The 23,060-nt window shown below is 65.2% G+C and carries 25 protein-coding genes and 2 pseudogenes; 15 read left to right on the top strand and 12 right to left on the bottom strand.

The window, feature by feature from the left end:
- The 5 genes from WBF82_RS22670 to WBF82_RS22650 form a co-directional block, all read right to left on the bottom strand.
- Positions 1-746: SDR family NAD(P)-dependent oxidoreductase (locus WBF82_RS22670; RefSeq protein ID WP_424385173.1), on the bottom strand; the 746-nt coding region annotated here is incomplete at its 3' end.
- Positions 747-1,730, bottom strand: coding sequence for an alpha/beta hydrolase (locus WBF82_RS22665; RefSeq protein WP_424385172.1), 984 nt, complete (start codon positions 1,728-1,730; stop codon positions 747-749).
- A 154-nt stretch (positions 1,731-1,884) separates the two neighbouring features.
- Positions 1,885-2,331 carry a DUF5994 family protein gene (locus WBF82_RS22660; protein ID WP_424385171.1) on the bottom strand — a complete coding sequence of 149 codons (447 nt, stop codon included), beginning with the start codon at positions 2,329-2,331 and terminating at the stop codon, positions 1,885-1,887.
- A gap of 153 nt (positions 2,332-2,484) precedes the next feature.
- Positions 2,485-4,128, bottom strand: a complete 1,644-nt coding sequence (locus tag WBF82_RS22655) for a (2,3-dihydroxybenzoyl)adenylate synthase (protein ID WP_424385170.1) — start codon at positions 4,126-4,128, stop codon at positions 2,485-2,487.
- Between the two features lie 15 nt (positions 4,129-4,143).
- The gene (locus WBF82_RS22650) at positions 4,144-4,425 is read right to left on the bottom strand and encodes a hypothetical protein (protein WP_424385175.1); all 282 of its coding nucleotides are present in this window, start codon (positions 4,423-4,425) and stop codon (positions 4,144-4,146) included.
- Between WBF82_RS22650 and WBF82_RS22645 the strand changes: the two are divergent.
- Together WBF82_RS22645 and WBF82_RS22640 are read left to right on the top strand one after the other, a co-directional pair.
- A pseudogene (locus WBF82_RS22645) lies at positions 4,393-5,195 on the top strand (ABC transporter ATP-binding protein). The gene WBF82_RS22650 and the pseudogene WBF82_RS22645 sit on opposite strands and share 33 nt — an antisense overlap.
- An 88-nt stretch (positions 5,196-5,283) precedes the next feature.
- Positions 5,284-5,799, top strand: a complete 516-nt coding sequence (locus WBF82_RS22640; RefSeq protein WP_424385169.1) for a hypothetical protein — start codon at positions 5,284-5,286, stop codon at positions 5,797-5,799.
- On the opposite strand, the gene WBF82_RS22635 is transcribed toward WBF82_RS22640, so the two are convergent.
- The 3 genes from WBF82_RS22635 to WBF82_RS22625 all read right to left on the bottom strand — a co-directional run bounded on the left by WBF82_RS22635 (position 5,796) and on the right by WBF82_RS22625 (position 7,647).
- Complete coding sequence (locus WBF82_RS22635) at positions 5,796-6,677, bottom strand: sigma-70 family RNA polymerase sigma factor (protein ID WP_424385168.1); 882 nt, start codon at positions 6,675-6,677, stop codon at positions 5,796-5,798. The two genes, WBF82_RS22640 and WBF82_RS22635, sit on opposite strands and share 4 nt — an antisense overlap.
- Entirely contained in the window at positions 6,674-7,270 is a 597-nt protein-coding gene (locus tag WBF82_RS22630; protein WP_424385167.1) for a carboxymuconolactone decarboxylase family protein, read from the bottom strand. Before WBF82_RS22630 ends, WBF82_RS22635 begins: the two co-directional genes overlap by 4 nt.
- 65 nt (positions 7,271-7,335) lie before the next feature.
- Positions 7,336-7,647: a type II toxin-antitoxin system VapB family antitoxin gene (locus WBF82_RS22625; RefSeq protein ID WP_424385166.1), complete on the bottom strand. Its 312-nt coding sequence runs from the start codon at positions 7,645-7,647 to the stop codon at positions 7,336-7,338.
- Positions 7,648-7,807: 160 nt separating this feature from the next.
- On the opposite strand from WBF82_RS22625, the gene hrcA reads away from it, so the two are divergent.
- The 3 genes from hrcA to WBF82_RS22610 are packed head-to-tail and all read left to right on the top strand — an operon-like array spanning position 7,808 to position 10,806.
- On the top strand, positions 7,808-8,851 hold the full coding sequence (hrcA, locus tag WBF82_RS22620) for a heat-inducible transcriptional repressor HrcA (protein WP_424385165.1): 1,044 nt from the start codon (positions 7,808-7,810) through the stop codon (positions 8,849-8,851).
- Between the two features lie 50 nt (positions 8,852-8,901).
- A complete protein-coding gene (gene dnaJ / locus WBF82_RS22615) occupies positions 8,902-10,041 on the top strand; it encodes a molecular chaperone DnaJ (protein WP_424385164.1) in 1,140 nt (379 codons plus the stop codon).
- A complete protein-coding gene (locus WBF82_RS22610) occupies positions 10,042-10,806 on the top strand; it encodes a 16S rRNA (uracil(1498)-N(3))-methyltransferase (protein WP_424385163.1) in 765 nt (254 codons plus the stop codon).
- Here WBF82_RS22610 and WBF82_RS22605 read toward each other — a convergent pair.
- A complete protein-coding gene (locus WBF82_RS22605; RefSeq protein WP_424385162.1) occupies positions 10,765-11,241 on the bottom strand; it encodes a hypothetical protein in 477 nt (158 codons plus the stop codon). The two genes, WBF82_RS22610 and WBF82_RS22605, sit on opposite strands and share 42 nt — an antisense overlap.
- Before the next feature lie 145 nt (positions 11,242-11,386).
- Here WBF82_RS22605 and WBF82_RS22600 point away from each other — a divergent pair, with 145 nt between their 5' ends.
- From WBF82_RS22600 to era, 5 genes are all read left to right on the top strand, one after another.
- Positions 11,387-12,430, top strand: a complete 1,044-nt coding sequence (locus WBF82_RS22600) for a PhoH family protein (RefSeq protein WP_424385161.1) — start codon at positions 11,387-11,389, stop codon at positions 12,428-12,430.
- A 7-nt stretch (positions 12,431-12,437) separates the two neighbouring features.
- Positions 12,438-12,971 (top strand): rRNA maturation RNase YbeY, encoded by a 534-nt coding sequence (ybeY, locus tag WBF82_RS22595; RefSeq protein ID WP_424385160.1) that lies wholly within the window; start codon positions 12,438-12,440, stop codon positions 12,969-12,971.
- Between the two features lie 347 nt (positions 12,972-13,318).
- On the top strand, positions 13,319-13,819 hold the full coding sequence (locus WBF82_RS22590; RefSeq protein WP_424385159.1) for a DUF4352 domain-containing protein: 501 nt from the start codon (positions 13,319-13,321) through the stop codon (positions 13,817-13,819).
- A 162-nt stretch (positions 13,820-13,981) separates the two neighbouring features.
- The gene (locus WBF82_RS22585; protein WP_424385158.1) at positions 13,982-15,268 is read left to right on the top strand and encodes a hemolysin family protein; all 1,287 of its coding nucleotides are present in this window, start codon (positions 13,982-13,984) and stop codon (positions 15,266-15,268) included.
- On the top strand, positions 15,265-16,176 hold the full coding sequence (gene era / locus WBF82_RS22580) for a GTPase Era (RefSeq protein ID WP_424385157.1): 912 nt from the start codon (positions 15,265-15,267) through the stop codon (positions 16,174-16,176). The genes WBF82_RS22585 and era overlap by 4 nt, the downstream gene beginning before the upstream one ends.
- Before the next feature lies 1 nt (position 16,177).
- Here the strand turns inward: era and WBF82_RS22575 are convergent, their stop codons facing one another.
- The gene (locus tag WBF82_RS22575; protein WP_424385156.1) at positions 16,178-17,644 is read right to left on the bottom strand and encodes an amidase; all 1,467 of its coding nucleotides are present in this window, start codon (positions 17,642-17,644) and stop codon (positions 16,178-16,180) included.
- Between the two features lie 63 nt (positions 17,645-17,707).
- Here WBF82_RS22575 and recO point away from each other — a divergent pair, with 63 nt between their 5' ends.
- Genes recO through WBF82_RS22560 form a run of 3 tightly spaced genes read left to right on the top strand, consistent with a single transcriptional unit; the run spans position 17,708 to position 19,805 of the window.
- Positions 17,708-18,532: a DNA repair protein RecO gene (gene recO / locus WBF82_RS22570; RefSeq protein WP_424385155.1), complete on the top strand. Its 825-nt coding sequence runs from the start codon at positions 17,708-17,710 to the stop codon at positions 18,530-18,532.
- Positions 18,507-19,388: a decaprenyl diphosphate synthase gene (locus WBF82_RS22565; protein ID WP_424385154.1), complete on the top strand. Its 882-nt coding sequence runs from the start codon at positions 18,507-18,509 to the stop codon at positions 19,386-19,388. The genes recO and WBF82_RS22565 overlap by 26 nt, the downstream gene beginning before the upstream one ends.
- A complete protein-coding gene (locus WBF82_RS22560; protein ID WP_424385153.1) occupies positions 19,389-19,805 on the top strand; it encodes a hypothetical protein in 417 nt (138 codons plus the stop codon).
- Between the two features lie 2 nt (positions 19,806-19,807).
- Here the strand turns inward: WBF82_RS22560 and WBF82_RS22555 are convergent, their stop codons facing one another.
- On the bottom strand, positions 19,808-20,197 hold the full coding sequence (locus WBF82_RS22555; protein WP_424385152.1) for a Fur family transcriptional regulator: 390 nt from the start codon (positions 20,195-20,197) through the stop codon (positions 19,808-19,810).
- The gene (locus WBF82_RS22550; RefSeq protein ID WP_424385151.1) at positions 20,197-20,571 is read right to left on the bottom strand and encodes an ArsR/SmtB family transcription factor; all 375 of its coding nucleotides are present in this window, start codon (positions 20,569-20,571) and stop codon (positions 20,197-20,199) included. The genes WBF82_RS22555 and WBF82_RS22550 overlap by 1 nt, the downstream gene beginning before the upstream one ends.
- A gap of 98 nt (positions 20,572-20,669) precedes the next feature.
- Here WBF82_RS22550 and WBF82_RS22545 point away from each other — a divergent pair, with 98 nt between their 5' ends.
- Positions 20,670-22,079 carry a glycine--tRNA ligase gene (locus WBF82_RS22545; RefSeq protein WP_424385174.1) on the top strand — a complete coding sequence of 470 codons (1,410 nt, stop codon included), beginning with the start codon at positions 20,670-20,672 and terminating at the stop codon, positions 22,077-22,079.
- A gap of 449 nt (positions 22,080-22,528) precedes the next feature.
- A pseudogene (locus tag WBF82_RS22540) lies at positions 22,529-23,060 on the top strand (hypothetical protein); the annotation flags it as partial.

Genomic DNA, 23,060 nt, shown 5'->3' with positions numbered 1-23,060 from the left:
CAATACAGCTCACCGCGATCGTGGGTGTCCAGGCAGACGCGTGCAACCTTCTCCGGCGAAAGCCCGGTCCAGCGCATGAGCCTGTTCGCGAATTGTGTTGTTTGCTCAGGGATACGGCCGGCTTCGACGATGTTCGTCTTCACGAAGGTTGGGCACAGCACCGTAACGTTGATCGCGGTGCCGGACAATTCGGCCGCCAGCGTCTCCGACAGCGACAGCGCGCCGGCCTTGCTGACGTTGTAGGCCGCCATGCCGGGCGCCGCACCGAAGGCCGCGGCGGAGGCGACGTTGATGATGCCTCGCCGGCGATTTGATGGTTCGGCCGACCGCAGGATCGGGGCAAAGACGTGGCATCCGTGAATGGGTCCCCATAGGTTGATGCCCAGCACCCAGTGCCAGTCGTCAAGGGGGAGTTCGCCGATGGGTGCACCACCGGAGCCGACACCGGCGTTGTTAATCACCAAGGTGGGCGCAGCGCCCAACCATGATTGTGATTGTGCGGCCAGTTCTTGGACGTCGTCGAGCTGGGTTACGTCGCAGGCAATCGCGACGGCGTCACCGCCTGTGTCGGTGATCGTGCTGGCGGTTTTCGCGGCGGCGACTTCGTTGATGTCGCTGCAGACGACTCGCCCGCCGCGGTGCGCGAGTTCGATGGCGAACGCCGCGCCGATCCCGCTGCCGGCGCCAGTCACCACCGCAAGCGCGTTGTGGCTCACCTTGTTTGATCTGCGAAACGGCCCAAGCATTTAGCCTGCCTTTCCCGTTGTGCTTTCGAAGTCAGCTTTCAGCGATGCGTCGATGAAACGCGCAACGTGTGCCATGGCTTTGGCGGCTTCTGGTGATAGTCGGGGCAGCGCCTGAAAGACGTGCACTTGATCCGGCCACACCTGGAGCTCGCAACTGCCGCCGCCGGCTCGGATGTCGGCGGCCAGGTGCCGCGCATCGGTGACGAGCATCTCGGCGCCACCCGCCTGGATCAGTGTCGGAGGTAGCACAGGCCCACCGACAACATCGAGTTTCAGGCGCTGATGCGCGGGATCGATGCTGCCGCTGTACAACCCGACCAGCCGGGCGGCGTCGACAGCACGAATCGCGGGGTCGCGGCGCAGCGCCTCGCGAGCGGCGGCCGAGGCGAAGGTGAGATCGATCAGCGGCGAAAACAGGACCAGCGCAGCGGGTTCGGTGACGGCGACGTCATGCTGTAACAGCAGATCGACCGCGAGGTGTCCGCCGGCTGAATCACCAGCGATCACAATGTGTTCCGGCGCGTGCTGGTGGGTTAGCCAGTCCCAGCCCGCGCGCACGTCGTCGGCGGCGGTGGGGAAGCGGTGTCGTGGCGCGAGGCGGTAGTCGACGGCAAATACCGGCAGCCCGGTCAGCTGCGATAGCCACGCCGTCAGCCGTCGGTGCGTTCGCGGCGAGCACAGGGCATACCCGCTGCCGTGGACGAAGTAGATAGCGCCCTGTCGCGCCGCAGCCCCCGGCGCACGCACCCATTCGCCGACGACTCGACGCCCATCGGGCTGCAGGGCGTCAATCGGCTCGACGCTGATGCCGGCCAGCGACGGCCCGAAGGCGCCCATAATCCCGGCAACGATCCGGCGGGAGAGCCATAGCCCCCAGGCCCGCTCGGGCGGCAGCGCCGCGCTGATCTGCCGCAATGTCAACGTGCTGACCAGGGCCGCACTGCGTGAGCGGAGCGATCCGCGGGCCGGCACAGCGTCCGTCATGCGATTCAGTCAACATCAAATGGTGACATTGGTCAATGGCAAGGTCGGCTGCGCGTCCAACTCAGTCGATCAACGATTGCGTGCCGAGAACGATCGCGAGGGCGAGGCGTTAGGCGCGTTCGTGCGTGACGGCGCATTGGTCGGCAAGGTGGCCCTATTGAAAACCCTTGGCGAGCTGTTGCAGGGTGGCCTGCAGGATCGAGCACGCGGTAGCGAATGCCGGTTTGGCTTGGTCGACGGGGTCGATCGGCAGGTCAGCAGCGCGGCGTAGCACCATCAGCGCAAGCGCACTTTCGGTTGTGTACGGGATTATCAGAAGGTTTGCGCGAGCTTCTCCGCCGCTGAGGGTCATCACGTGCTGGCGCTTGTGTTCCCAGCCGGGCCAGTTGAAGTCAGGCGGCCGTTGTAACGGTGGCCAATTGACGTTGATGGAAGTGATGTCTCCAAGAAGGGGTATCAGCGTCGCAATCAGGCCAGGCAGTTCGTTCGTGATGCGGTCTGCGCGTGGCCACCACGCCCCGTCGATGTCGCGGCCCAACTCGCGAGATAGACATAGTCGCACAAGATTGTCTGTGCGCCGCTGCCGCAGTGGATAAGTCATCGGACGTAGCGTTCCTTCACGATCGGCATCGACGGTCTCGCAAGTGCGAGGCGACGGAGGAATCACATTGCCCGGGGCTATCAGCCGCTCACGGCGGTCGACCACAGCTGACAACGAAACAGCTCATGTTTGACACTACGCCACCAGCCATCGTCATCGCCGCAAGTGCCGGACGATCGCCTTCTTGTCGACCTTGCCGACGGCAGTCGTAGGCAACGCGGTCATCTGCGTCAACACATCCGGCCGAGCGTGCCTAGCCACTCCGCGTTGGTCGAGGTAGTCGTTCAATTCCATCAGCGTGACCGGCTGTTCCACGAAAACAACGGCAGCGCAGATCTTTTCGCCGAGGTAAGGATCCGGCAGCGGTACCGCAACTGCCGACGAGATTGCCGGATGTGCACGCAGATGCTGTTCGAGTTCGCCCGCACCGATGGTCTCGCCGCCACGGTGAATGACGTCTTTGACCCGCCCGGTGACCTCCAGGTAGCCGTCGGCGCGTCGGCGGACCAGGTCGCCGCTGCGGTAAAAACCGTCCGGGTCGAAGCAGCGGGCGTTGTCGCTTTCGGCGCGGAAGTATCCGTTGAAGGTGTACGGCCCCCGCACCAGCAGTTCTCCCTCGGCGCCGTCCGGGACCGGGTGGCCGGCATCGTCAACGATCCGCAGTTCGTCGCCGGCAGACAGCGGCCGGCCCTGGGTGCACTCGACAATTTCGGGCGGATCGTCTGGTCGCGTGTAGCACAGCAGACCTTCGGCCATGCCAAAGACCTGCTGCAGACCCGGCGTCAAGGCTGTGCGGATCCGGTGGGCGTCAGCGGCTTCCAGCTTCGCGCCGCCAACTTGGAGCAGCCGCAACGATGTTGGCGTCACCGACTCCCACTCAGTGGCCTGCGCCCACAAGTTGGCCAACGCTGGAACCAGCGCGGCGACGGTGACACCGTGGCGCGCGATGGCGCCGAACGCCGACTCCGGGCTGGGGTCGGTGAGGAACACCGTCGTCGCACCGACAGCCAGCGCGCCAAGCAAACCCGGGCAGGCCAGCGGAAAATTGTGGGCGGCCGGCAACGCCACCAGATAGACGTCATCGCCGGTCAGCCCGCAGACTTCGGCGCTGGCGGCGGCGTTATAGGCATAGTCGTCGTGGGTACGGGGGATGAGCTTGGGTGTGCCCGTGGTACCGCCCGACACCAGCAGCAGGGCCGGCGACCCGGGATCGGCCTCACCCGGTCCGGGATGCCGTTCCGGGTGGACACACACCTGCGACCACGACACGAACGGGCCGGGATCGCCGTCGACGATAACGTGGCGGAACTCGCGGTGTTCCTGTCCAAGCGCCGTCGCCATCGGGCGATAGTCGAATCCGCTTGCGGTATCAGGGATTAACAGAGCCTTCGCCTCGCTGAGCGCGGCAAAGTGTCCCAACTCCGCGGCCCGGTGGCCGGGTAGGCACATCACCGGGATCGCTCCGGCGCGCAGTAGCGCGAACAACGCCACTGCGAACTCGCAGCCATTCGGCAGCTGCAGCAACACCCGATCACCAGGCGTGATCCCCAGCGCTGTCAACCCGGCCGCTGCGTGGCCGGCGCGCTCATCGAGCTCGGCGTAGCTCAAGCGCTGGGCCGGGCGGGGCGCAGTGCCGCCGTCGAGCACCGCGACACGAGCCGGCCACCGCCGCACCGCTTCGGACAGGATCGAGTCCACGGTCCGGCCGGTCCAGTAACCGGCAGCCCGGAACTGCGCGGCCCGCGGCGCGTCGAGCCGGCCCGAAGTCTGGTCGGCCACGCACTGGCCGCACAGCATGGCGCGACGATGCGGTTATTGGGCATGCAGATTCCGGGCCAGCTGCTGTTCAGCATGGCCAGCCAGCTGGCGCTCATCCTGCTTGCCGGTGCGACCACCGTGCTGACGGTGACGGGCACGCTGCCCGTGGCTGCGGCGATCGCTCTGATTGTCGTAATCGCCCGCTATCTCGAGCCTTTCACCACGATCGGCGCGCTGGCGCCGGCCCTGGAGAGCACCCGTGCCACGCTCGAACGCATTCGGGCCGTACTGACCGCACCGGTCATGGATGCCGGAACCCGATCGCTGAGCGGCCACGGCAGCGCACCACGTATCGAGTTCGAAGACGTCGCGTTCAGCTACGACGGCGCAGATGCGGCGGTCCTTGACAGCGTGAGTTTTTCGTTGCAACCGGGGACTACGACAGCGATCGTCGGGCCGTCCGGTTCGGGCAAGAGCACCGTGTTGGCGCTGATCGCCGGGTTGCACCACCCCACACGCGGTCGTGTCCTGATCGACGGCGTCGACGCCGCAACCCTCGATGCCGAAACTCGGCGCGCGGCAAGCGGTGTGGTGTTCCAACACCCTACCTGTTTCACGGGACGATCCGAGAGAATGTGTTCGCGGGAGACCCCGGCGCCGACAACAATCAATTCTCCCGCGCTGTTGCGCTGGCACGGGTCGACGAGCTCACTGACAGGCTGCCGGACGGTGCCGAGACGATCGTCGGCGAAGCCGGATCCGCGCTGTCCGGTGGTGAACGTCAACGGGTCAGCATCGCGCGGGCCCTTCTCAAACCCGCACCGATCCTGCTGGTTGATGAGGCAACCAGCGCGCTGGACACCGAGAACGAGGCCGCCATTGTTGACGCGCTCACCGCCGATCCGCAATCGCGTACCCGGGTGATCGTCGCCCATCGGCTGGCCAGCATCCGTCACGCCGACCGGGTTCTTTTTCTCGACGATGGCCGCGTTGTCGAGGACGGCAGTATCGACCAGTTGCTCGCCGCCGGGGGGCGTTTCGACGAATTCTGGCGCCAACAGCAAGATGCCACCGAATGGCGGATTCAGGCCGGGTATAACCAATGAGACGACACGCCGTCGTCAGTGCAGCCACGGGCGGTGCCGTGACCAGCACAATGACACCGATGTTCTGGTCCAAACCGAAGGGACAGTAATGACCGTGAAAACTTTCGTCACCGGGGTGGCAGCCGCCGCCGCGATTGGAGCCGCAGCTGCCGGCGCGACGTCGCTCGCCGCTGGCCACCCGGCCGCATTGCAAGTGCAGCCCGTCGCCGTTGCTGTGCCGTTTGCCCAGGACCCGCCACCCCCGCCGCCGGGCGGGCAGGAACTGCCGACCGCGGGCGACATATCCAGCCTCTGCACCAACCTCACCAATCCTGGCGTGAACTACCACAGCAAGACCGGTCTGGTTGCGGGCGGCCTCAGTGACAACGATGGGCGCGCTGCCGACCACCAGCTGAGAGACGCGTTCCGGGACGGGAAGTTCCCGCAGTCCTACGATGTGACGAACATCCAGCCGGCCGGCCCAAATGCGGCCACCGCCGACGTGGCCATCGGGGGTCCGAAGTTCCCGACGCCGGTCACCCGGAACCTCACGTTCGTCAATCAAGGCGGCTGGGCGATCTCGCCGGAGTCCGCACAGGCGCTGCTGCAGGCAGCCACGGGCTAGCCGGCAAGAGCGCTCAAGTCGATCCGCGCGAGGCGTTCCGGATCGGCCAGCACGTCAATCGCGGCGATCCGCCCACCGCGGACCACGAATCCCATGATCGCGGTGGGCCGGTCGGCGACAAAGATCACCGCGCCCGCGGCGCCGTTGACAACGGCGGGGCGGGCTTCTCGTTCGGGCGCCGCGTAATTTCGGGCTAGCCCGGCGACTGCGGATGCTCCGCGCACCGAGCTCAGCCCGGCCGCGCCCGGACCGAAGTCGCCGCGCAGGGAGACCTCGGGGTCCAGCACAGCGACCAGCCGGTCGAAGTCGCCCGCACGCCCTGCGGCGAAGAAGGCGTCGACGACGGCGTGCTGAGCTACCAAGTCGGTGTCCGGGTCGGGCGCGGCATCGTGGATGCGCCGCCGTGCCCGGCTGGCCAGCTTGCGGGTGGCCTCTGGGGACCGCTCGACGATCGTCGCGATCTGGTCGAACGGCACGGCGAAGACGTCGTGCAACACGAACGCCAGCCGCTCGGGTGGCGCCAAGGTGTCCAGCACGACGAACAACGCCAGCCCCACCGCGTCGGCCAGCATCGCCTGGTGTTCGGGGTCGACTTCGCCGACTGCGTCGACGATGGGATCCGGCACCCGGGCGACAAGCTCTTCGCGGGGGCGCGCCCGACGACTCCGCAAGATGTTCAGGCAGATCCGTGCCGCCACAGTCGTCAGCCAGGCGTCGAGGTTGGTGATCTCCTCGGTGTCGCCCCCACTGAGTCGCAGCCACGTTTCCTGCACGGCATCCTCGGCGTCGTCGACCGAACCCAGCATCCGGTAGGCCAAGGCGCCCAGGTGTGGCCGGGCTGCCTGGAATCGTGTTGCCAGCTCCGCGTCTGCAGTCACCGTCGCCCGACGTCCGGCAATGCGCACACCCTTCCCTCGCTGAAACCGGACGACCCGATGTCCAACGCCAGGTTGAACCGGCCCCGAAGGTTGCCGAGTGTGACGATGTGGGTCAGCGCGACGAGTTGAGCATTGTCGAAATGTGCTCGCAGCGCGTCGAATAGCTCGTCGCTCACCTCGACCGGTGTGCGGGTGATCGCCGTCGCGTATTCAAGGATCAGCTTGTCGACGTCGGAAAAGCAGGTTGCGGTGTGGTAGTCGGACAACGCCAGCAATTCCTCGTCGGTGAGCCCCCAGCTGCGCGCGATCTGGGAACCGAGGTCGATGCAGTACTCGCAGCTCACCGTCGTCGCCGATTTCAATTCCGCGAGCGCACGTTCGCGTGGGCTGAGGATGTCGATCTTCGACTCGGCCAGCTCCAGGCGGCCGATTGCACTGAGCAGCTTGGGAACATAGGCATACATCCGCAACGGCTCCAGCATTGCCGGGGTCTCGCCACCGGTCATGCGCTTGAAGTGGCGCTTGGTGAAAAAGAAGGCGATCTTGGTGCCGAGGTTGGCGTCGCGATCCGATACTCCGGTGATTCGTGGCATGGGGTTCCTCCCAAAAGCGGTCTTACCTACCTCGACACCTGCCGGCGCAAGAACGTGACCGGGGGCTAGCCCTGAGGGGCGACTGCATCCAAATCGAGTAGCCGCGCATGCAGTACCGTGCGGTTTCGCAACGCCGCCCGCACCGCGCGGTGCAGGCCGTCCTCGAGATAGACGATGCCCTTCCACTTCACCGCGTGTGGGAACAGGTCGCCGTAGAACGTGGAGTCCTCCGACAGCAGGCGATCCAGCGCCAGCACTGTCGTAGTCGTGACCATCTCGTCGAGCCGGATTTGCCGCGGCGGAATCAGCGACCAGTCTCGGTAGGACAGCCCATGTTCGGGGTACGGCTTGCCCTCTCGCACGCCCTTGAAGATCATCCAGAAGAGGCTAGCGCGGTGACGATGCGGGCCGGAACGGCCCGCTGAGGAGGCGCGCCAATAGCTCCAGCCGGGGCGACGGTTGGTTGGCTGTGGGTGCGGTAAGCAATTGCGGCTGGTGATCACCGTAAAATGGACCAGGTTGGAAAGGCGGATAGGGATGGGAACTGCCGACGAGCGTCGCTTTGAGGTGCTGCACGCGATCGTCGCCGACTTCGTCTCCACCAAGGAGCCGATCGGATCGAAATCGCTGGTAGAGCGCCATAACCTCGGCGTCTCATCGGCCACCGTCCGCAACGATATGGCCGTACTCGAGGCCGAGGGATACATCACCCAGCCGCACACCAGCTCCGGTCGGGTTCCGACGGAAAAGGGCTATCGAGAATTCGTCGACCGGCTCGACGACGTCAAGCCGCTCTCGGTGGCTGAGCGACGTGCTATCCAAGGCTTCCTGGAGTCCGGCGTCGACCTCGATGACGTGCTGCGACGCGCGGTGCGGCTGCTCGCGCAGCTGACCCGCCAGGTGGCCATCGTGCAGTACCCGACATTGTCGACGTCGACCGTGCGGCACCTCGAAGTAATCGCGGTGACGCCGGCCCGCCTGCTGATGGTCGTCATCACCGACTCCGGCCGGGTCGACCAACGGCTCGTCGAACTCGGAGATGTCATCGACGACCACCAGCTGTCCCAGTTGCGCGAAATGCTCGGCCAAGCGCTGGAGGGCAAGAAGCTTTCAGCGGCATCGGTTGCGGTCGCGGACCTTGCCGCGCAGCTCGACGGCCGAGCCGGGCAGTCCAAGAGCCTGTCCGACGCTGTCGGACGCTCGGCGACGGTGCTGTTGGAGTCGCTGGTCGAGCACAGCGAGGAACGGCTGCTGCTGGGCGGCACCGCCAACCTGACCCGCAATACCGCCGACTTCGGCGGCTCGCTGCGGTCGATCCTGGAAGCCCTCGAGGAGCAGGTCGTCGTGTTGCGGCTGCTGGCCGCGCAGCAGCAGGCCGGCAAAGTGACCGTGCGCATCGGGCACGAAACCGAGGCCGAGCAGATGGTGGGCACATCGGTGGTTTCCACCGCCTACGGCACCACCGACACCGTGTACGGGGGTATGGGTGTGCTCGGGCCCACCCGAATGGACTATCCGGGAACTATCGCTAGTGTCGCAGCGGTTGCTTTGTATATCGGTGAAGTGCTGGGTGGGCGATGAACGCGCACTCGTTGCAGAATTTCCTCTAAAGAGGCTTAGAAAGGTCAGGCGTGGCACGCGACTATTACGGTCTGCTCGGCGTGAGCCAGAACGCGAGCGATGCGGACATCAAACGCGCCTATCGCAAGCTGGCACGTGAGCTGCATCCCGACATCAACCCCGATGAGGTCGCGCAGGCGAAATTCAAGGAGATCAGCGTCGCCTACGAGGTGCTTTCCGACCCCGAGAAACGACGCGTCGTCGATATGGGCGGCGACCCGCTGGAGAACGCGGCATCGGCCGGAAACGGCTTCGGCGGCTTTGGTGGCTTGGGTGATGTGTTTGAGGCTTTCTTCGGCGGGGGCACAACCTCGCGCGGACCGACCGGACGTGTCCGTCCCGGTTCGGACTCGTTGCTGCGGATGCGGCTGGACCTGACCGAATGCGCGACCGGCGTCAGCAAGCATGTCACCGTTGACACCGCGGTGCTGTGCGACCGGTGCCAGGGCCGCGGCACCAACGGCAACTCGGCCCCGGTGACGTGCGACACCTGTGGTGGTCGCGGCGAGGTGCAGACCGTGCAGCGCTCCCTGCTCGGTCAGGTAATGACGTCGCGACCCTGCCCCACCTGCCGCGGCGTCGGCGAAGTCATTCTTGATCCCTGCTACCAGTGCGGCGGCGACGGACGGGTTCGGGCCCGTCGGGACATCACCGTGAAGATCCCCGCCGGCGTCGGCGACGGAATGCGGGTGCGGCTGGCCGCGCAAGGTGAAGTCGGACCCGGGGGAGGGCCGGCGGGTGACCTGTACGTCGAGGTCCATGAGCAGCCCCATGACATCTTCGTGCGCGACGGCGACGATCTGCACTGCACGATCTCGGTGCCGATGGTCGATGCGGCCCTGGGTACCACGGTCACCGTGGACGCCATCCTCGACGGCCTGACTGAGATCACCATCCCCGCGGGGACCCAGCCCGGTTCGGTCACGACCCGGCGCGGCCACGGGATGCCGCACCTGCGTTCCGGTACCCGCGGTGACTTGCACGTGCACGTCGAGGTGGTGGTGCCCGATCGGCTCGACAACCGCGACACCGAACTGCTGCGCGAGTTCAAGAGCCACCGCAACCGTGACGTGGCCGAAGTGCGGTCGACGCATGCCGCCGCCAACGGCGGATTGTTCAGCCGGCTGCGTGAGACCTTTACCGGGCGCTAATTGCCCGGGCTGTTCTATATTGACGCGCTGCCCGAGACGGGTGAGCTGGCCGTCGTGGAGGGCGACGAGGGCTTCCACGCCGCTACCGTGCGACGCATTCGGCGCGGCGAACAGCTCCTGCTCGGCGACGGCGCCGGAGGCTTGGCGCGTTGCGTGGTCGAGCAGGCTAACCGCGACGGACTTCAGGCCAGGGTGTCTGACCGTTGGCGGGTACCGCCGGTGCGGCCGCCGGTGACCGTCGTACAAGCGTTGCCCAAGGCCGAGCGTTCGGAATTGGCCATCGAGTTGGCTACCGAAGCCGGCGCTGACGAGTTGGTGGCCTGGCAGGCCGCGCGTTGTGTGGCCCGCTGGGAGGGGACCCGCGCCGAAAAGGGTTTGCGGCGCTGGCGCGCGGTCGCTCGGGCCGCGGCGCAGCAATCCCGTCGCGCGTACATCCCGTCGGTCGACGGCGTGCTGTCTATCGCAACGCTTACTGAGCGGATCGGCGACGTGGTGGCGTCGGGAGGCACCGTGCTGGCGCTGCACGAGTCGGCTACCGATCAGCTGTCGGATCTTGGCCTGGCGCAAGCGAAGTCGGTGATGTTGGTGGTAGGCCCGGAGGGTGGTATCGCTCCCGACGAACTCGCCGCGGTGACCGGCGCCGGTGCCGTGGCCGTCCGGCTGGGCCCGACGGTGCTGCGCACGTCGACGGCGGCCGCGGTCGCGCTTGGCGCGCTGGGTGTGCTAACGCCGCGGTGGCATCCGCCCGGCGACGCGGGCCCGTGAAGCCGCCGCCATTAGCCGACCACCACCCGGAAGTGCCCCAATAACTATGCGCGCTAACTGATCCCGACGCCGCGCGTGCGCGACCGGCGGAGTCTTTCCGGTGCGCAAGTTATGCCAACAGAGGCCGGCCCACAGTGCCGCAACGAGCCCGTCGGCCAGGCCTATTCGCGCCCGGTGGCGATCACCCAGCGCCAACCCAAATGCCGTCAGCGCATGCACTCCGTCTACCCACACACCTGCCGCCAGGATCTCCGGGGAAGGCCTGACTCCCGACAACATCGCTTGGACAAGCTGGCGCCCACCCAAGATGCGTGTCACGACGATCGCCTTGCGGTCGACCTGCACACCTCGCATCTCGGTGAGCACGGCACGCGGGGCGGCAAGCAACACCGCGCCCCATCCCGCGCGAAGGAATTCTAGATACCGAAGCTTCATCAAAGCCGATATTCCCGCTGCAGGCCAGCCTTATGCGTGCCGTCCGGTCCGCGAACGGCAATTATTGGGGCGGATAACCACGCGGCGGTAGACTCGAGGAGCTAACCCGCTGAACAAACCGCAGAAAGCAGGCATCAGAAACCACGTGACGCCCCGCGAGACCAGCGCTGCTGACTCATCGATAACTCCGGTGCGCAGCAGCATCGACGTTCCGCCCGACCTCGTCGTGGGCCTGCTCGGTTCCGCTGACGAAAACTTGCGCTCACTCGAGCGCATTCTGTCGGCAGATCTGCATGTGCGTGGCAACGCAGTGACACTCTCCGGTGAGCCCGCCGATGTCGCGCTCGCCGAACGGGTGATCTCCGAACTCATCGCGATCGTCGCCGGCGGCCAGCCGTTGACCCCGGAGGTGGTGCGCCACAGTGTGGCAATGTTGGTCGGTACTGGCAACGAGTCCCCGGCCGAGGTGCTGACACTGGACATCTTGTCGCGGCGCGGCAAGACGATTCGGCCCAAAACCCTCAACCAGAAGCGCTACGTCGACGCCATCGATGCCCACACCATCGTCTTCGGCATCGGCCCGGCCGGGACCGGCAAGACCTACCTGGCGATGGCCAAGGCGGTCAACGCGCTACAGCGCAAACACGTCACGCGCATCATCCTGACCCGTCCTGCGGTGGAAGCCGGTGAGCGGCTTGGCTTTCTGCCCGGCACGCTGAGCGAGAAGATCGACCCCTACCTCCGTCCGCTCTACGATGCGCTGCACGACATGATGGATCCCGAATTGATCCCAAAGTTGATGGCGTCCGGGATAATTGAGGTCGCACCGCTAGCCTACATGCGGGGAAGAACCCTGAATGACGCGTTCATCATCCTCGACGAGGCGCAGAACACCACGGCCGAGCAGATGAAGATGTTTCTCACCCGGCTGGGGTTTGGCTCGAAAGTCGTTGTCACCGGCGATATTACGCAGATCGACTTACCGGGCGGCAACCGGTCTGGACTACGAGCCGCCGTCGACATCCTCGACGGCATCGACGACATTCACGTCGCGGAGTTGACCAGCGCCGACGTGGTACGGCACCGCCTGGTCTCCGAAATCGTCGACGCCTACGCACGATACGAGGAACCGGGTCTGACGATGAACCGGGCGGCGCGGCGGGCGTCGAGCACACGCAGCCGTCGGTGACAACGCCGTGAGTATCGAAGTCGCCAACGAATCTGGCATCGACGTCTCCGAATCCGAATTGATCAGCGTCGCAAAGTTCGTCATCGCCAACATGGACGTCAACCCGGCGGCCGAGCTGTCGATGGTGTTATTGGATACCGCCGCGATGGCTGATCTGCACATGCGGTGGATGGATTTGCCCGGCCCGACCGACGTGATGAGCTTCCCGATGGACGAGCTGGAGCCGGGTGGCCGTCCCGACGCCCCGGACCCCGGTCCGGCGATGCTCGGCGACATTGTGTTGTGCCCGGCATTCGCCGCCGAGCAGGCCGCGGCCGCCGGCCATTCGCTGGGCCATGAATTGGCGCTGTTGACAATCCACGGTGTGCTGCACCTGCTGGGGTATGACCACGCCGAGCCCGACGAAGAAAAAGAGATGTTCGCCCTGCAGGGGCGCTTGCTCGAAGAGTGGGTCGCCGACCAAGTCGACGCGTATCACCATGAGCGCCAGAGTGCGAGAGACCAGCGGTTGCTGGACAAATCACGGCATTTCGACAATTAGGCCGAGCTTGTGCTGTCCGCTGACCTGCCGAAGGAGGTCGAACGCGCGCGCTGTGGGTCGAAGTTCAGCGGTTGATGGGGCGTAACGATGCCTGCTCCGACGACGACGAGATTGGCGAAGCGCTCGGCGCTTTTCCGAACCCGTACGCGTTAGGAGAACTTCTAGTGAACGTTTCCCGAGATAACTTGCGCGCAAGCGGCCAGTCGTTATGGTCGGCCGCATGCCCGCGACCGGGAGACCACCGACAACGAGCTGCGTCTGCTCGCCGCAGTGCGTTGGTTGATCCGCGAGCCCGGCGGCGAGCCGTCGAGGACACGGCATTAGCAACACCTAATACGCTTGGCCGCGTGTTCTTCGATTGCAAGAGACGCCTCAGCGCATTGCCAATCATGCTCGCGGCCGCAACGTTGGTCGGAGCATGCCACTTCGGTCAAACCACCTCGGCACCGGCCGGGATGGGGCAAGAAGTCATTGACGGGAAGTTTGCATTTATCGTCACCCAACTCAATAGCTCCCAGACTTTTGCCGACAAGCGCGCCCAAGGCGTGTATGAGATCGTGTCGGTGGCGGTCAGGAACGTCGGCACACAGGCGCAGTTCTTCGAGTGGTCCGCGCAGAGGTTGAAGGACAGAACTGGGCGTGAGTATTCGGCAAACTTCATGGTCCCGCCGCTGTTCGGAAACGTCGTCAACAGCATCGAGCCAGGGCTTCAGGTGAGCCTCAAGCTGGCATTCGACGTGCCGCCCGGTACGAAACCGACCCAGGTCATGCTGCACGATTCGGTATCGTCACACGGAGCCCAAGTCAATCTGACGCAGGCGCCATCCCCACCGCCAGCGCATGGCTAAGAAGGGCTGACCATTCTTGGCACCGACCAGACATCGTCGGTGAATGTGTCTCCGGCGTAGCTCAGACACACTGAGCATGTCGGCTTTGCCGTAGGGTTTGACAGTAAAGCCACAGGTAGAACACACGAGAGGGTCTTCGACGATTTCAAGGTATTTCGACAGTTGAATGGGTCCGCTCCACTGCTCGGCGCGATCGTGCTGATCTGTCTGGGCGGCCTGTTCGCCGCTATCGATGCCGCACTCAGCACGGTGTCGTTGGCGCGGGTACATGAACTAGTACGTGACCAGCGGCCGGGCTCGGGTCGGCTGGCCAAGGTCATGACCGACCGCCCCCGGTACATCAACTTGGTGGTGCTGCTGCGGATCATCTGTGAGATCAGCGCGACGGTGTTGCTGGCGGCCTACTTCTACCGGAGCCTCAGCCGAGATTGGGGGTTGTTCGCCGCCGCGGCGACCATGGTGGTGATCAGCTTCGTCGTGATAGGTGTCGGTTCGCGCACGTTGGGTCGACAGAACGCCTACACCATTTCATTGGTGGCAGCTCTACCCCTGCAAACGATTTCGGTCCTGCTGGCCCCGATCAGCAGACTGCTGGTGGTACTGGGAAACATGTTGACCCCGGGCCGGGGATTTCGCAATGGACCGTTCGCATCCGAGATCGAATTGCGGGAAGTCGTCGACCTGGCGCAACAGCGCGGAGTGGTGGCAGCCGACGAGCGGCGGATGATCCAGTCGGTATTCGAACTCGGTGATACACCAGCCCGCGAGGTGATGGTGCCGCGCACCGAGATGATCTGGATCGAAAGCGACGAATCTGCTGACCACGCGATATCGCTGGCGGTACGCAGTGGACATTCCCGCATTCCGGTGATTGGCGAGAACGTCGACGACATCGTCGGAGTTGTTTATTTGAAAGATATTGTGCAACACAGGTATTACGCGACCGGCGGCGGCCGGGACACCAGCGTCGCAGAGGTCATGCGCACCGCGGTGTTCGTTCCGGACTCCAAGCCCCTGGACGCCTTGCTGCGCGAGATGCAACGCGACCGCAACCACATGGCGCTGCTGGTCGACGAGTACGGCGCAATCGCCGGGCTGGTGACGATCGAGGATGTGTTAGAAGAGATCGTCGGTGAGATCGCCGACGAGTACGACGCAGCCGAGGTCGCGCCGGTAGAAGATCTGGGCGACAACCGGTTCCGGGTATCGGCGCGACTGCCGATCGAAGACGTCGGCGAATTGTACGGTGTCGAATTCGATGAGCACCTCGACGTCGACACGGTCGGTGGCCTGCTGGCCCTGGAACTGGGCCGGGTCCCGCTGCCCGGCGCCGAGGTGGTGGCACATGGGCTGCGGTTGCATGCCGAGGGCGGCCCGGACCATCGCGGGCGAGTCCGGATCGGCACGGTGTTGCTCAGCCGCGCCGACTCCGATGGTCAGATGCAGTGAGCGAATTCCATTCCGGCTTCGTCTGTCTGCTAGGGCGACCCAATACCGGCAAGTCGACACTGACTAATGCGCTGGTCGGCACCAAGGTGGCGATCACCTCGAGCCGCCCGCAGACCACCCGGCACACGATTCGCGGCATCGTGCACCGCGAGGACTTCCAGATGATCTTGGTCGACACCCCGGGACTGCACCGGCCGCGCACCCTGCTGGGTAAGCGGCTCAACGATTTGGTGCGCGACACCTACGCCGAAGTCGACGCGATCGGGTTGTGCATACCAGCCGACGAAGCGATCGGTCCGGGAGACCGGTGGATCGTCGAGCAGATCGGTTCCGTCGCGCCCAGAACGATATTGGTCGTCGTCGTCACCAAAATCGACAAGGTATCCAAGGACAAGTTGGCCGTGCAGTTGGCCGCGATCGGCGAACTGGTCGGACTCACTGACGGCCGCGAGGCCGAGATCGTCCCCGTCTCGGCGGTCAGCGGTGAGCAGATCGATGTGCTGATCGATGTGTTCGCCGCCGCACTGCCCGCTGGGCCGGCGTATTACCCCGACGGTGAGCTGACCGATGAACCCGAAGAGATGTTGATGGCCGAGTTCATCCGGGAGGCCGCCCTGGAGGGCGTACGCGACGAGCTACCGCATTCGCTGGCAGTGGTTATCGACGAGGTCAACCCGCGCGAGGGGCGTGACGATTTGATCGACGTGCACGCGATTCTCTATGTCGAGCGGGACAGCCAGAAGGGCATCGTGATAGGTAAGGGCGGCGCCCGACTGCGAGAAGTGGGCACCGCGGCGCGCGGCCAGATCGAAAAGCTGCTGGGCACCAAGGTCTACCTCGACTTGCGCGTCAAGGTCGCCAAGAATTGGCAGCGTGACCCCAAACAGCTTGGTCGGCTTGGTTTTTGAGTTAACTATCGGCTAGTGCGTCGCTGGAAACCGGTGGCATGTCTGTGCCGGTGTTCCACCACACTTGCGGCTGTTTGGCCGCCCAGCCGCCGAGTGCCTCCAACTCGGCAGCCAGCGAGATCAGCAGTGGCTCGCTGTTGGCCGGTCCCATCAGCTGTACACCGATCGGCAAGCCATCGGAGGTGAAGCCTGCCGGAACGTTGATCGATGGCCAGCCCAACACATTCCACGGCCATGTCACCGGGCAGGCGGCGATCATCACGCGGTCGGTGCCCAACCCGCCCAATCTGTCGAATGCGTGCGCCAGCGGCGGCGGCTGTGCAGTTGTCGGGGCAACGACGACGTCGACAATGCGGAAAATCGAGCCCACCCGGCGCTGATCGGCAGCTTCATGGGCCCGGGCGGCGCGCAGTATCGACTGCGAGAGCACCCGACCCATCCGCATATTCGAGAGCGTGCGCGTGTCCAGTTCCACACCGTCACCCAGCCGGTCGGCCCAGTCGAGTAGCCCAGAAGTCGACCGCGACAAGAAGTTCCACGACAGCCGCAGCCCGTAGTCGGGGTTGCCCGAAAGTACGCTGTGGCCGAGCAGGCGAAGCCGTTCGCCGACCTCCGCCAGGGCCGCCCTGATCTCCGGATGCAAGCGGGCCGGAAACCCAGTGAACGGGAACCCGGTGGACAGCGCGATCCGCAATGGCCCCGGAGCCATACCCACATGGTCGGAGACCTTCACCGGCCGCGGCTTGTGCAGATCGCCGTCGGCGTTGCCGGCCGCCGCATCGAGGACTAGCGCCGCGTCGGCGACGGTCCGGGCCAGCACGCCGTTGACCGTGATGCCGTTGAACGCTTCCGGCAATGGCCACGTCGAGATGCGGCCACGTTGCGGTTTTATGCCCACCAGATGCGTCCAGGCCGCCGGGATGCGGACACTGCCCGCGCCGTCGGAGCCGATCGCGGCGGTGACCAGGCCGGCGGCCACCGCGGCCGCGCTGCCACCCGACGACCCGCCCGGGGTGTGTTTGCGCGACCACGGGTTGCGGGTGTGGCCAAATCCGGGTCCGCTGGTGAACGGCCATTGGCCCAGCTCGCACGTGTTGGTCTTCCCGACGATCACCGCGCCGGCCGCCTTGAGCCTCCGCACCACCTCGGCGTCCTGGATGGCGGGCCGCACGTGGCCGGAGGTGCCGAAGGCGGTTGGCACCCCGGCGACGTCGACGTCGTCCTTTACCGCAATCGGGACACCCAGCAGCGGCGCCTGGTCGCCGGCGGCACGCCGCCTGTCGGCCGCGGCAGCGTCGGCCAGCGCCGTCTCGGTGAGCACCACCCGGAAGGCGTTGAGCGTCGACTGGCTCAGGTCGATGGCGTGCAGCGAGCGGCGGACCAACTCGTCGGACGTCACCTCACCGCTGGCCAACTGGTAGAGCTGTTCGGTCAGGGTCGGAAAGCGGGGAGTAGCGGCGTCGGTCATCGGTACAGACATTATCGGCGCGGGTGCGAGGCTTCGTCGCAGTGCGGTGACAAACTGGTATCTATGCGGCTGTACCGAGACCGTGCGGTGGTGCTGCGCCAGCACAAGCTCGGCGAAGCCGACCGGATTGTCACCATGCTCACCCGCGACCATGGACTGGTCCGCGCGGTGGCCAAGGGTGTGCGCCGTACCCGCAGCAAGTTCGGCGCGCGACTGGAGCCGTTCGCGCATATCGACGTGCAATTGCATCCGGGCCGCAACCTGGACATCGTCACGCAGGTCGTCTCGCTTGACGCGTTCGCCACCGACATCGTCAGCGACTACGGCCGATACACCTGCGCATGCGCGATGCTGGAAACCGCCGAGCGCCTCGCCGGTGAGGAACGGGCCCCGGCCCCGGCATTGCATCGACTCACGGTCGGAGCCTTGCGGGCGGTGGCCGACGGACGCCGACCCCGTGAGTTGGTGCTGGACGCTTATCTGCTGCGAGCCATGAGCATCGCCGGGTGGGCCCCCGCGCTGACCGAATGTGCCCGCTGCGGCACACCGGGCCCGCATCGGGCATTTCACATCGCCGCCGGCGGCAGCGTCTGCGGGTTCTGCCGCCCCGCCGGTGCGACCACACCGCCGCTGGGTGTGCTGGATCTGATGTCGGCGCTGCACGACGGGGATTGGGAGGCCGCGGAGACCGCACCGCACTCGGCCCACAGCCACGTCAGCGGATTGGTGGCCGCCCACCTGCAATGGCATCTGGAGCGGCAGCTGCGCACGTTGCCGCTGGTCGAGCGGACAGGCCGGGTCGACCAGGTCTATCAGAGCCTCGCCGACCGCCGCATAGCTCTGGTCAGGCAGGATGTGGCCCATGGTGCGGAACCAGAAGCCGGCTGACTTCCCGCAGCTGCCGCCCGCCCCAGACGACTACCCGACCTTTCCCGACAAGTCCACCTGGCCCGTGGTCTTTCCCGCGCTTCCGCCGTCGCCCCCCGGCGGCCCCCGGCGGCCCCCACAACACATTTCCAAGGCGGCCGCTCCGCGGATCCCCGCAAGCCAGCTGCCCAACCACGTTGCGATCGTGATGGACGGCAACGGCCGCTGGGCCACCCAGCGCGGAATGACCCGTGTCGAAGGCCACAAGATGGGCGAGGCCGTCGTCATCGACATCGTCTGCGGTGCAATCGAAATCGGCGTCAAATGGCTCAGCCTCTACGCGTTTTCCACCGAGAATTGGAAGCGCTCCGCTGAGGAAGTGCGCTTCCTGATGGGGTTCAACCGCGACGTGGTGCGACGGCGGCGACTAAACCTCAACGAGATGGGCGTCAAGATTCGCTGGGTGGGCTCGCGGCCACGGTTGTGGCGAAGTGTCATCAACGAGTTGGCGATCGCAGAGGAGATGACGATGCGCAACGACGTCATCACGGTGAACTACTGCGTCAACTATGGTGGCCGTACCGAAATTGCCGAGGCCGCAAGGGATATCGCGCGCGAAGCCGCCGCGGGCAGACTGAACCCAGAGCGGGTGACCGAGGCGACAGTTGCCCGACACCTCCACCGCCCCGACATTCCTGACGTTGATCTGTTACTGCGTACCTCGGGCGAGCAGAGGACCAGTAATTTCATGCTGTGGCAAGCGGCCTACGCTGAATACATCTTTCAAGACAAGCTCTGGCCCGACTACGACCGCCGTGATCTGTGGGCGGCCTGCGAAGAGTACGCGTCGCGGCACCGACGATTCGGGACGGCTTAGATGCCTTCGCTGCAGGAACGCTTGGTGACGGTGCTTTCCGAGGTGTTGCCCCTCGAGGAAGAATCCGACGGCGCGCTTACCGTGCGCCACGACGGCACCATTGCGTCGTTGCGGGTGGTGACCGTCACCGAAGACCTCGACCTGATATCGCTGACACAGATTGTGGCGTGGGATCTGCTGCTTACCAAGAAGATTCGCGACAGCGTAGCCGAGCAGGCGCACAATACTCTGTTGGGATCGGTGGCACTGGTCGAAAAGGTCGGCGAGGCGACCGCCAAACGCAACTCGAACAAAACAGCAGATGTGATGCTGCGCTACAACTTTCCGGGCGGCGGCCTGAGCGACGACGCGCTGCGCACACTGATCCTGATGGTGCTCGACAAGGGTGCCGAGATCCGTCACGTGTTGACGGGCTGAACCTAGCTACGGCAGTCCGAGCAGGTGCCGAAGATCTCGATGGTGTGGCTGACATCGGAGAAGCCATGCTTAGTGGCCACCTCGGCCGCCCACGCCTCGACCTCGTGGTCGCCCACTTCGATGGTCGATCCGCAGCTACGACACACCAGGTGGTGGTGATGGTGTTCCGAGCAGCGCCGGTAGACCGATTCGCCGGTGTCGGTGCGCAGCGTGTCGAGCATGCCCGCCGCGGCCATCGACTGCAGCGTCCGGTAGACGGTGGTCAGGCCGATGTTCTCGCCGCGCCGCCGCAACTCGTCGTGCATTTCCTGGGCTGACCGGAATTCGTCGAGCGTGTCCAGCAGCGACGCGACCGCCGCCCGCTGCCGGGTGGACCTTTCGCCAGTGGTCACTACTTGTCCTCGCCGGCGTGCGCGACGGCGTCGATCACGATATGGGCCAGGTGGTGATCGGCCAGCCGGTAGAGCACCTCCCGTCCGGACCGCTCGCCGGTGACGACGCCCGCGGCCTTGAGGATCTTGAGGTGCTGGCTGACCAGCGGTTGCGGTACACCCAGCGCATCGACCAGTTCGTGCACGCAGCGCTGGGATTGACGCAATTGCAGCACGATGGCGATCCGCACCGGCGCGGCCAGCGCGCGTAGCAGCTCACCCGCGGCTTCCAGGATTTCCCGCGGTGGTGGCGCGGGCAGCTCAACCGCGTCACCGTGCTGGTGTTGGTCTACCAGCTCGTCGCCGTCGGCTGCCGTTGAGGTTGAGGAGGACATACTGGTTCCACTGTCACATGCATGATCACGCATGTCAAAGAAGCTCGGCGGCTAATCGCTACGATGACGGATGCTCTACAGGCTCGAAGTGTGCCCGCATCGAAGACAGGAGTAATCACCTCGTGGCGTCCGTCATCGACACCGTCGTCAACCTCGCCAAGCGGCGCGGCCTGGTCTACCCCGCCGGCGAAATCTACGGCGGCACCAAGTCGGCATGGGATTACGGGCCGCTGGGGGTGGAACTCAAGGAGAACATCAAACGGCAGTGGTGGCGCGCGGTGGTCACCGGCCGCGACGACGTTGTCGGCTTGGACTCGTCGATCATCTTGCCGCGCGAGGTGTGGGTCGCCTCCGGACACGTCGAGGTGTTTCACGACCCGTTGGTGGAGTGCCTGAGCTGCCACCACCGGCACCGCCAGGATCACATGCAGGAGGCGTACGCGGCCAAGAAAGATATCGCCGATCCCGATTCGGTGCCGATGAGCGAGATCGCCTGCCCCGACTGTGGCACCAAGGGCCAGTGGACCGAGCCGCGCGAGTTCAACATGATGCTTAAGACCTACCTCGGTCCGATCGAAACCGAGGAGGGCCTGCACTATCTGCGGCCGGAAACCGCGCAGGGGATTTTCGTCAACTTCGCCAACGTGGTGACGACCGCACGCCGCAAGCCGCCGTTCGGCATCGGCCAGATCGGCAAGAGCTTCCGCAACGAGATCACCCCGGGCAACTTCATTTTCCGCACCCGTGAGTTCGAGCAGATGGAGATGGAGTTCTTCGTCGAACCCGCGACCGCCACAGAGTGGCACCAGTATTGGATCGACACCAGGTTGCAGTGGTACGTCGACCTGGGCATCGATCCGGAGAATCTGCGGCTGTATGAGCACCCCAAGGAGAAGTTGTCGCACTACTCCGACCGCACCGTCGATATCGAGTACAAGTTCGGCTTCGCCGGCAATCCGTGGGGCGAACTGGAGGGTGTGGCCAACCGGACAGACTTCGACTTATCCACGCACGCAAAGCATTCCGGTGTCGACCTGTCCTTCTACGATCAAGGCACCGACACCCGGTATGTGCCGTACGTGATCGAGCCGGCGGCGGGGCTGACACGGTCGTTCATGGCGTTTTTGGTCGACGCATACCACGAGGACGAGGCGCCCAACGCCAAGGGCGGCATGGACAAGCGCACGGTCCTGCGGATCGATCCCCGGCTTGCGCCGGTCAAGGCTGCCGTGCTGCCGCTATCCCGGCACGCCGATCTGAGCCCCAAGGCCCGCGATCTGGCTGCCGAATTGCGCAAATGCTGGAATGTGGAGTTCGACGACGCCGGCGCCATCGGCCGCCGTTACCGCCGCCAGGACGAGATTGGCACCCCGTATTGCGTGACGGTGGATTTCGACTCGCTCGACGACCACGCCGTGACCATCCGGGAGCGCGACGTGATGACACAGGAGCGGGTGGCCATCGATGCGGTGGTGGACTATCTGGGATCACGCCTTAGAGGACGCTGAGGGCCGGCCTCCCCTGCGGTGAGGGTGCCCGCTCGAACCGCCGTGGGTCGGCTGATCTGCCGTCGCGGCCCTCTGGTGGCTGGCATGGTTTGCTCCGAGGTGCGCTTTGGATTTCGCCGGTCAGATCGGTTGTGCTGTCGTACAGAGAAATACCTGAAGCGGGTAGCCCATGACGATAGTGCTGGTGACAGATGTGACAGCCAGCGCGCTTAGCGCTCCCGCGGTGTCATGCCGCCGTCGGGATGGGTGACGCGGGTAACGGATCATACTGATTGCTGGCTGGCCGGCGCAGTACTTTGCTCGCGGCAACGACGGCGGGTGCCGGGCATTCCTCAGATTTGCGTGAGCCTCTTGACTTGACAGCGCGCCCAGTGTAGGCGTTCCCTTAACGGTACTCAGCTAAATCACAGTTTTTTGCAGATGAGGCTACATCGCCGGGAGGTCGGGCAATGGCTCGTCAGCGCTCCACGAAGCGGAATCACCGGTCGCGCAATGCCAAGGCACGTCGTCGTGCAGTCGGTCTGAGTACCTCTGCCGGCGCGTTTCTGGCGTTCGGGCTGGGCCCGTTGGCCACCGCGCCCGCGGCCCACGCCGACGGGTTCGAGCTGATCATCGAGCCCATCATCAATTCCCTCGCGAGCGTTGGCCCCACCCTGGGTGCCGATTTGGGCGCCCTGATGGGTAGCTTTGATCCGACGTTGGCCGGCGATAACGCGGCGACCGCGGCTTCGTTGCTCGATCCTGCTGCGCTTCCTGCAGCCGATCCTGCGGCTTCACCCGACCTTGCTCAACTGTTCAACGAGTTCATCTACACCCCGATGCACACCGCCGACCAAGACTGGATCAACAGCTCGTTCGGCACGGCGGTTGACAATCAGCTCAATACCCTGTGGAGCGAGATGGGTGGCAGCGGCATCCTGATCGGCAATGGGGCCCCCGGGACGATGGCAGACCCTAATGGCGGTGCTGGCGGGTTGCTGT

The sequence above is a fragment of the Mycobacterium sp. genome (genome assembly GCF_049673265.1).
GTDB lineage: Bacteria > Actinomycetota > Actinomycetes > Mycobacteriales > Mycobacteriaceae > Mycobacterium.
Note: the sequence above shows the minus strand (reverse complement) of the source record. Positions and strands in the feature narration are given on the sequence as shown.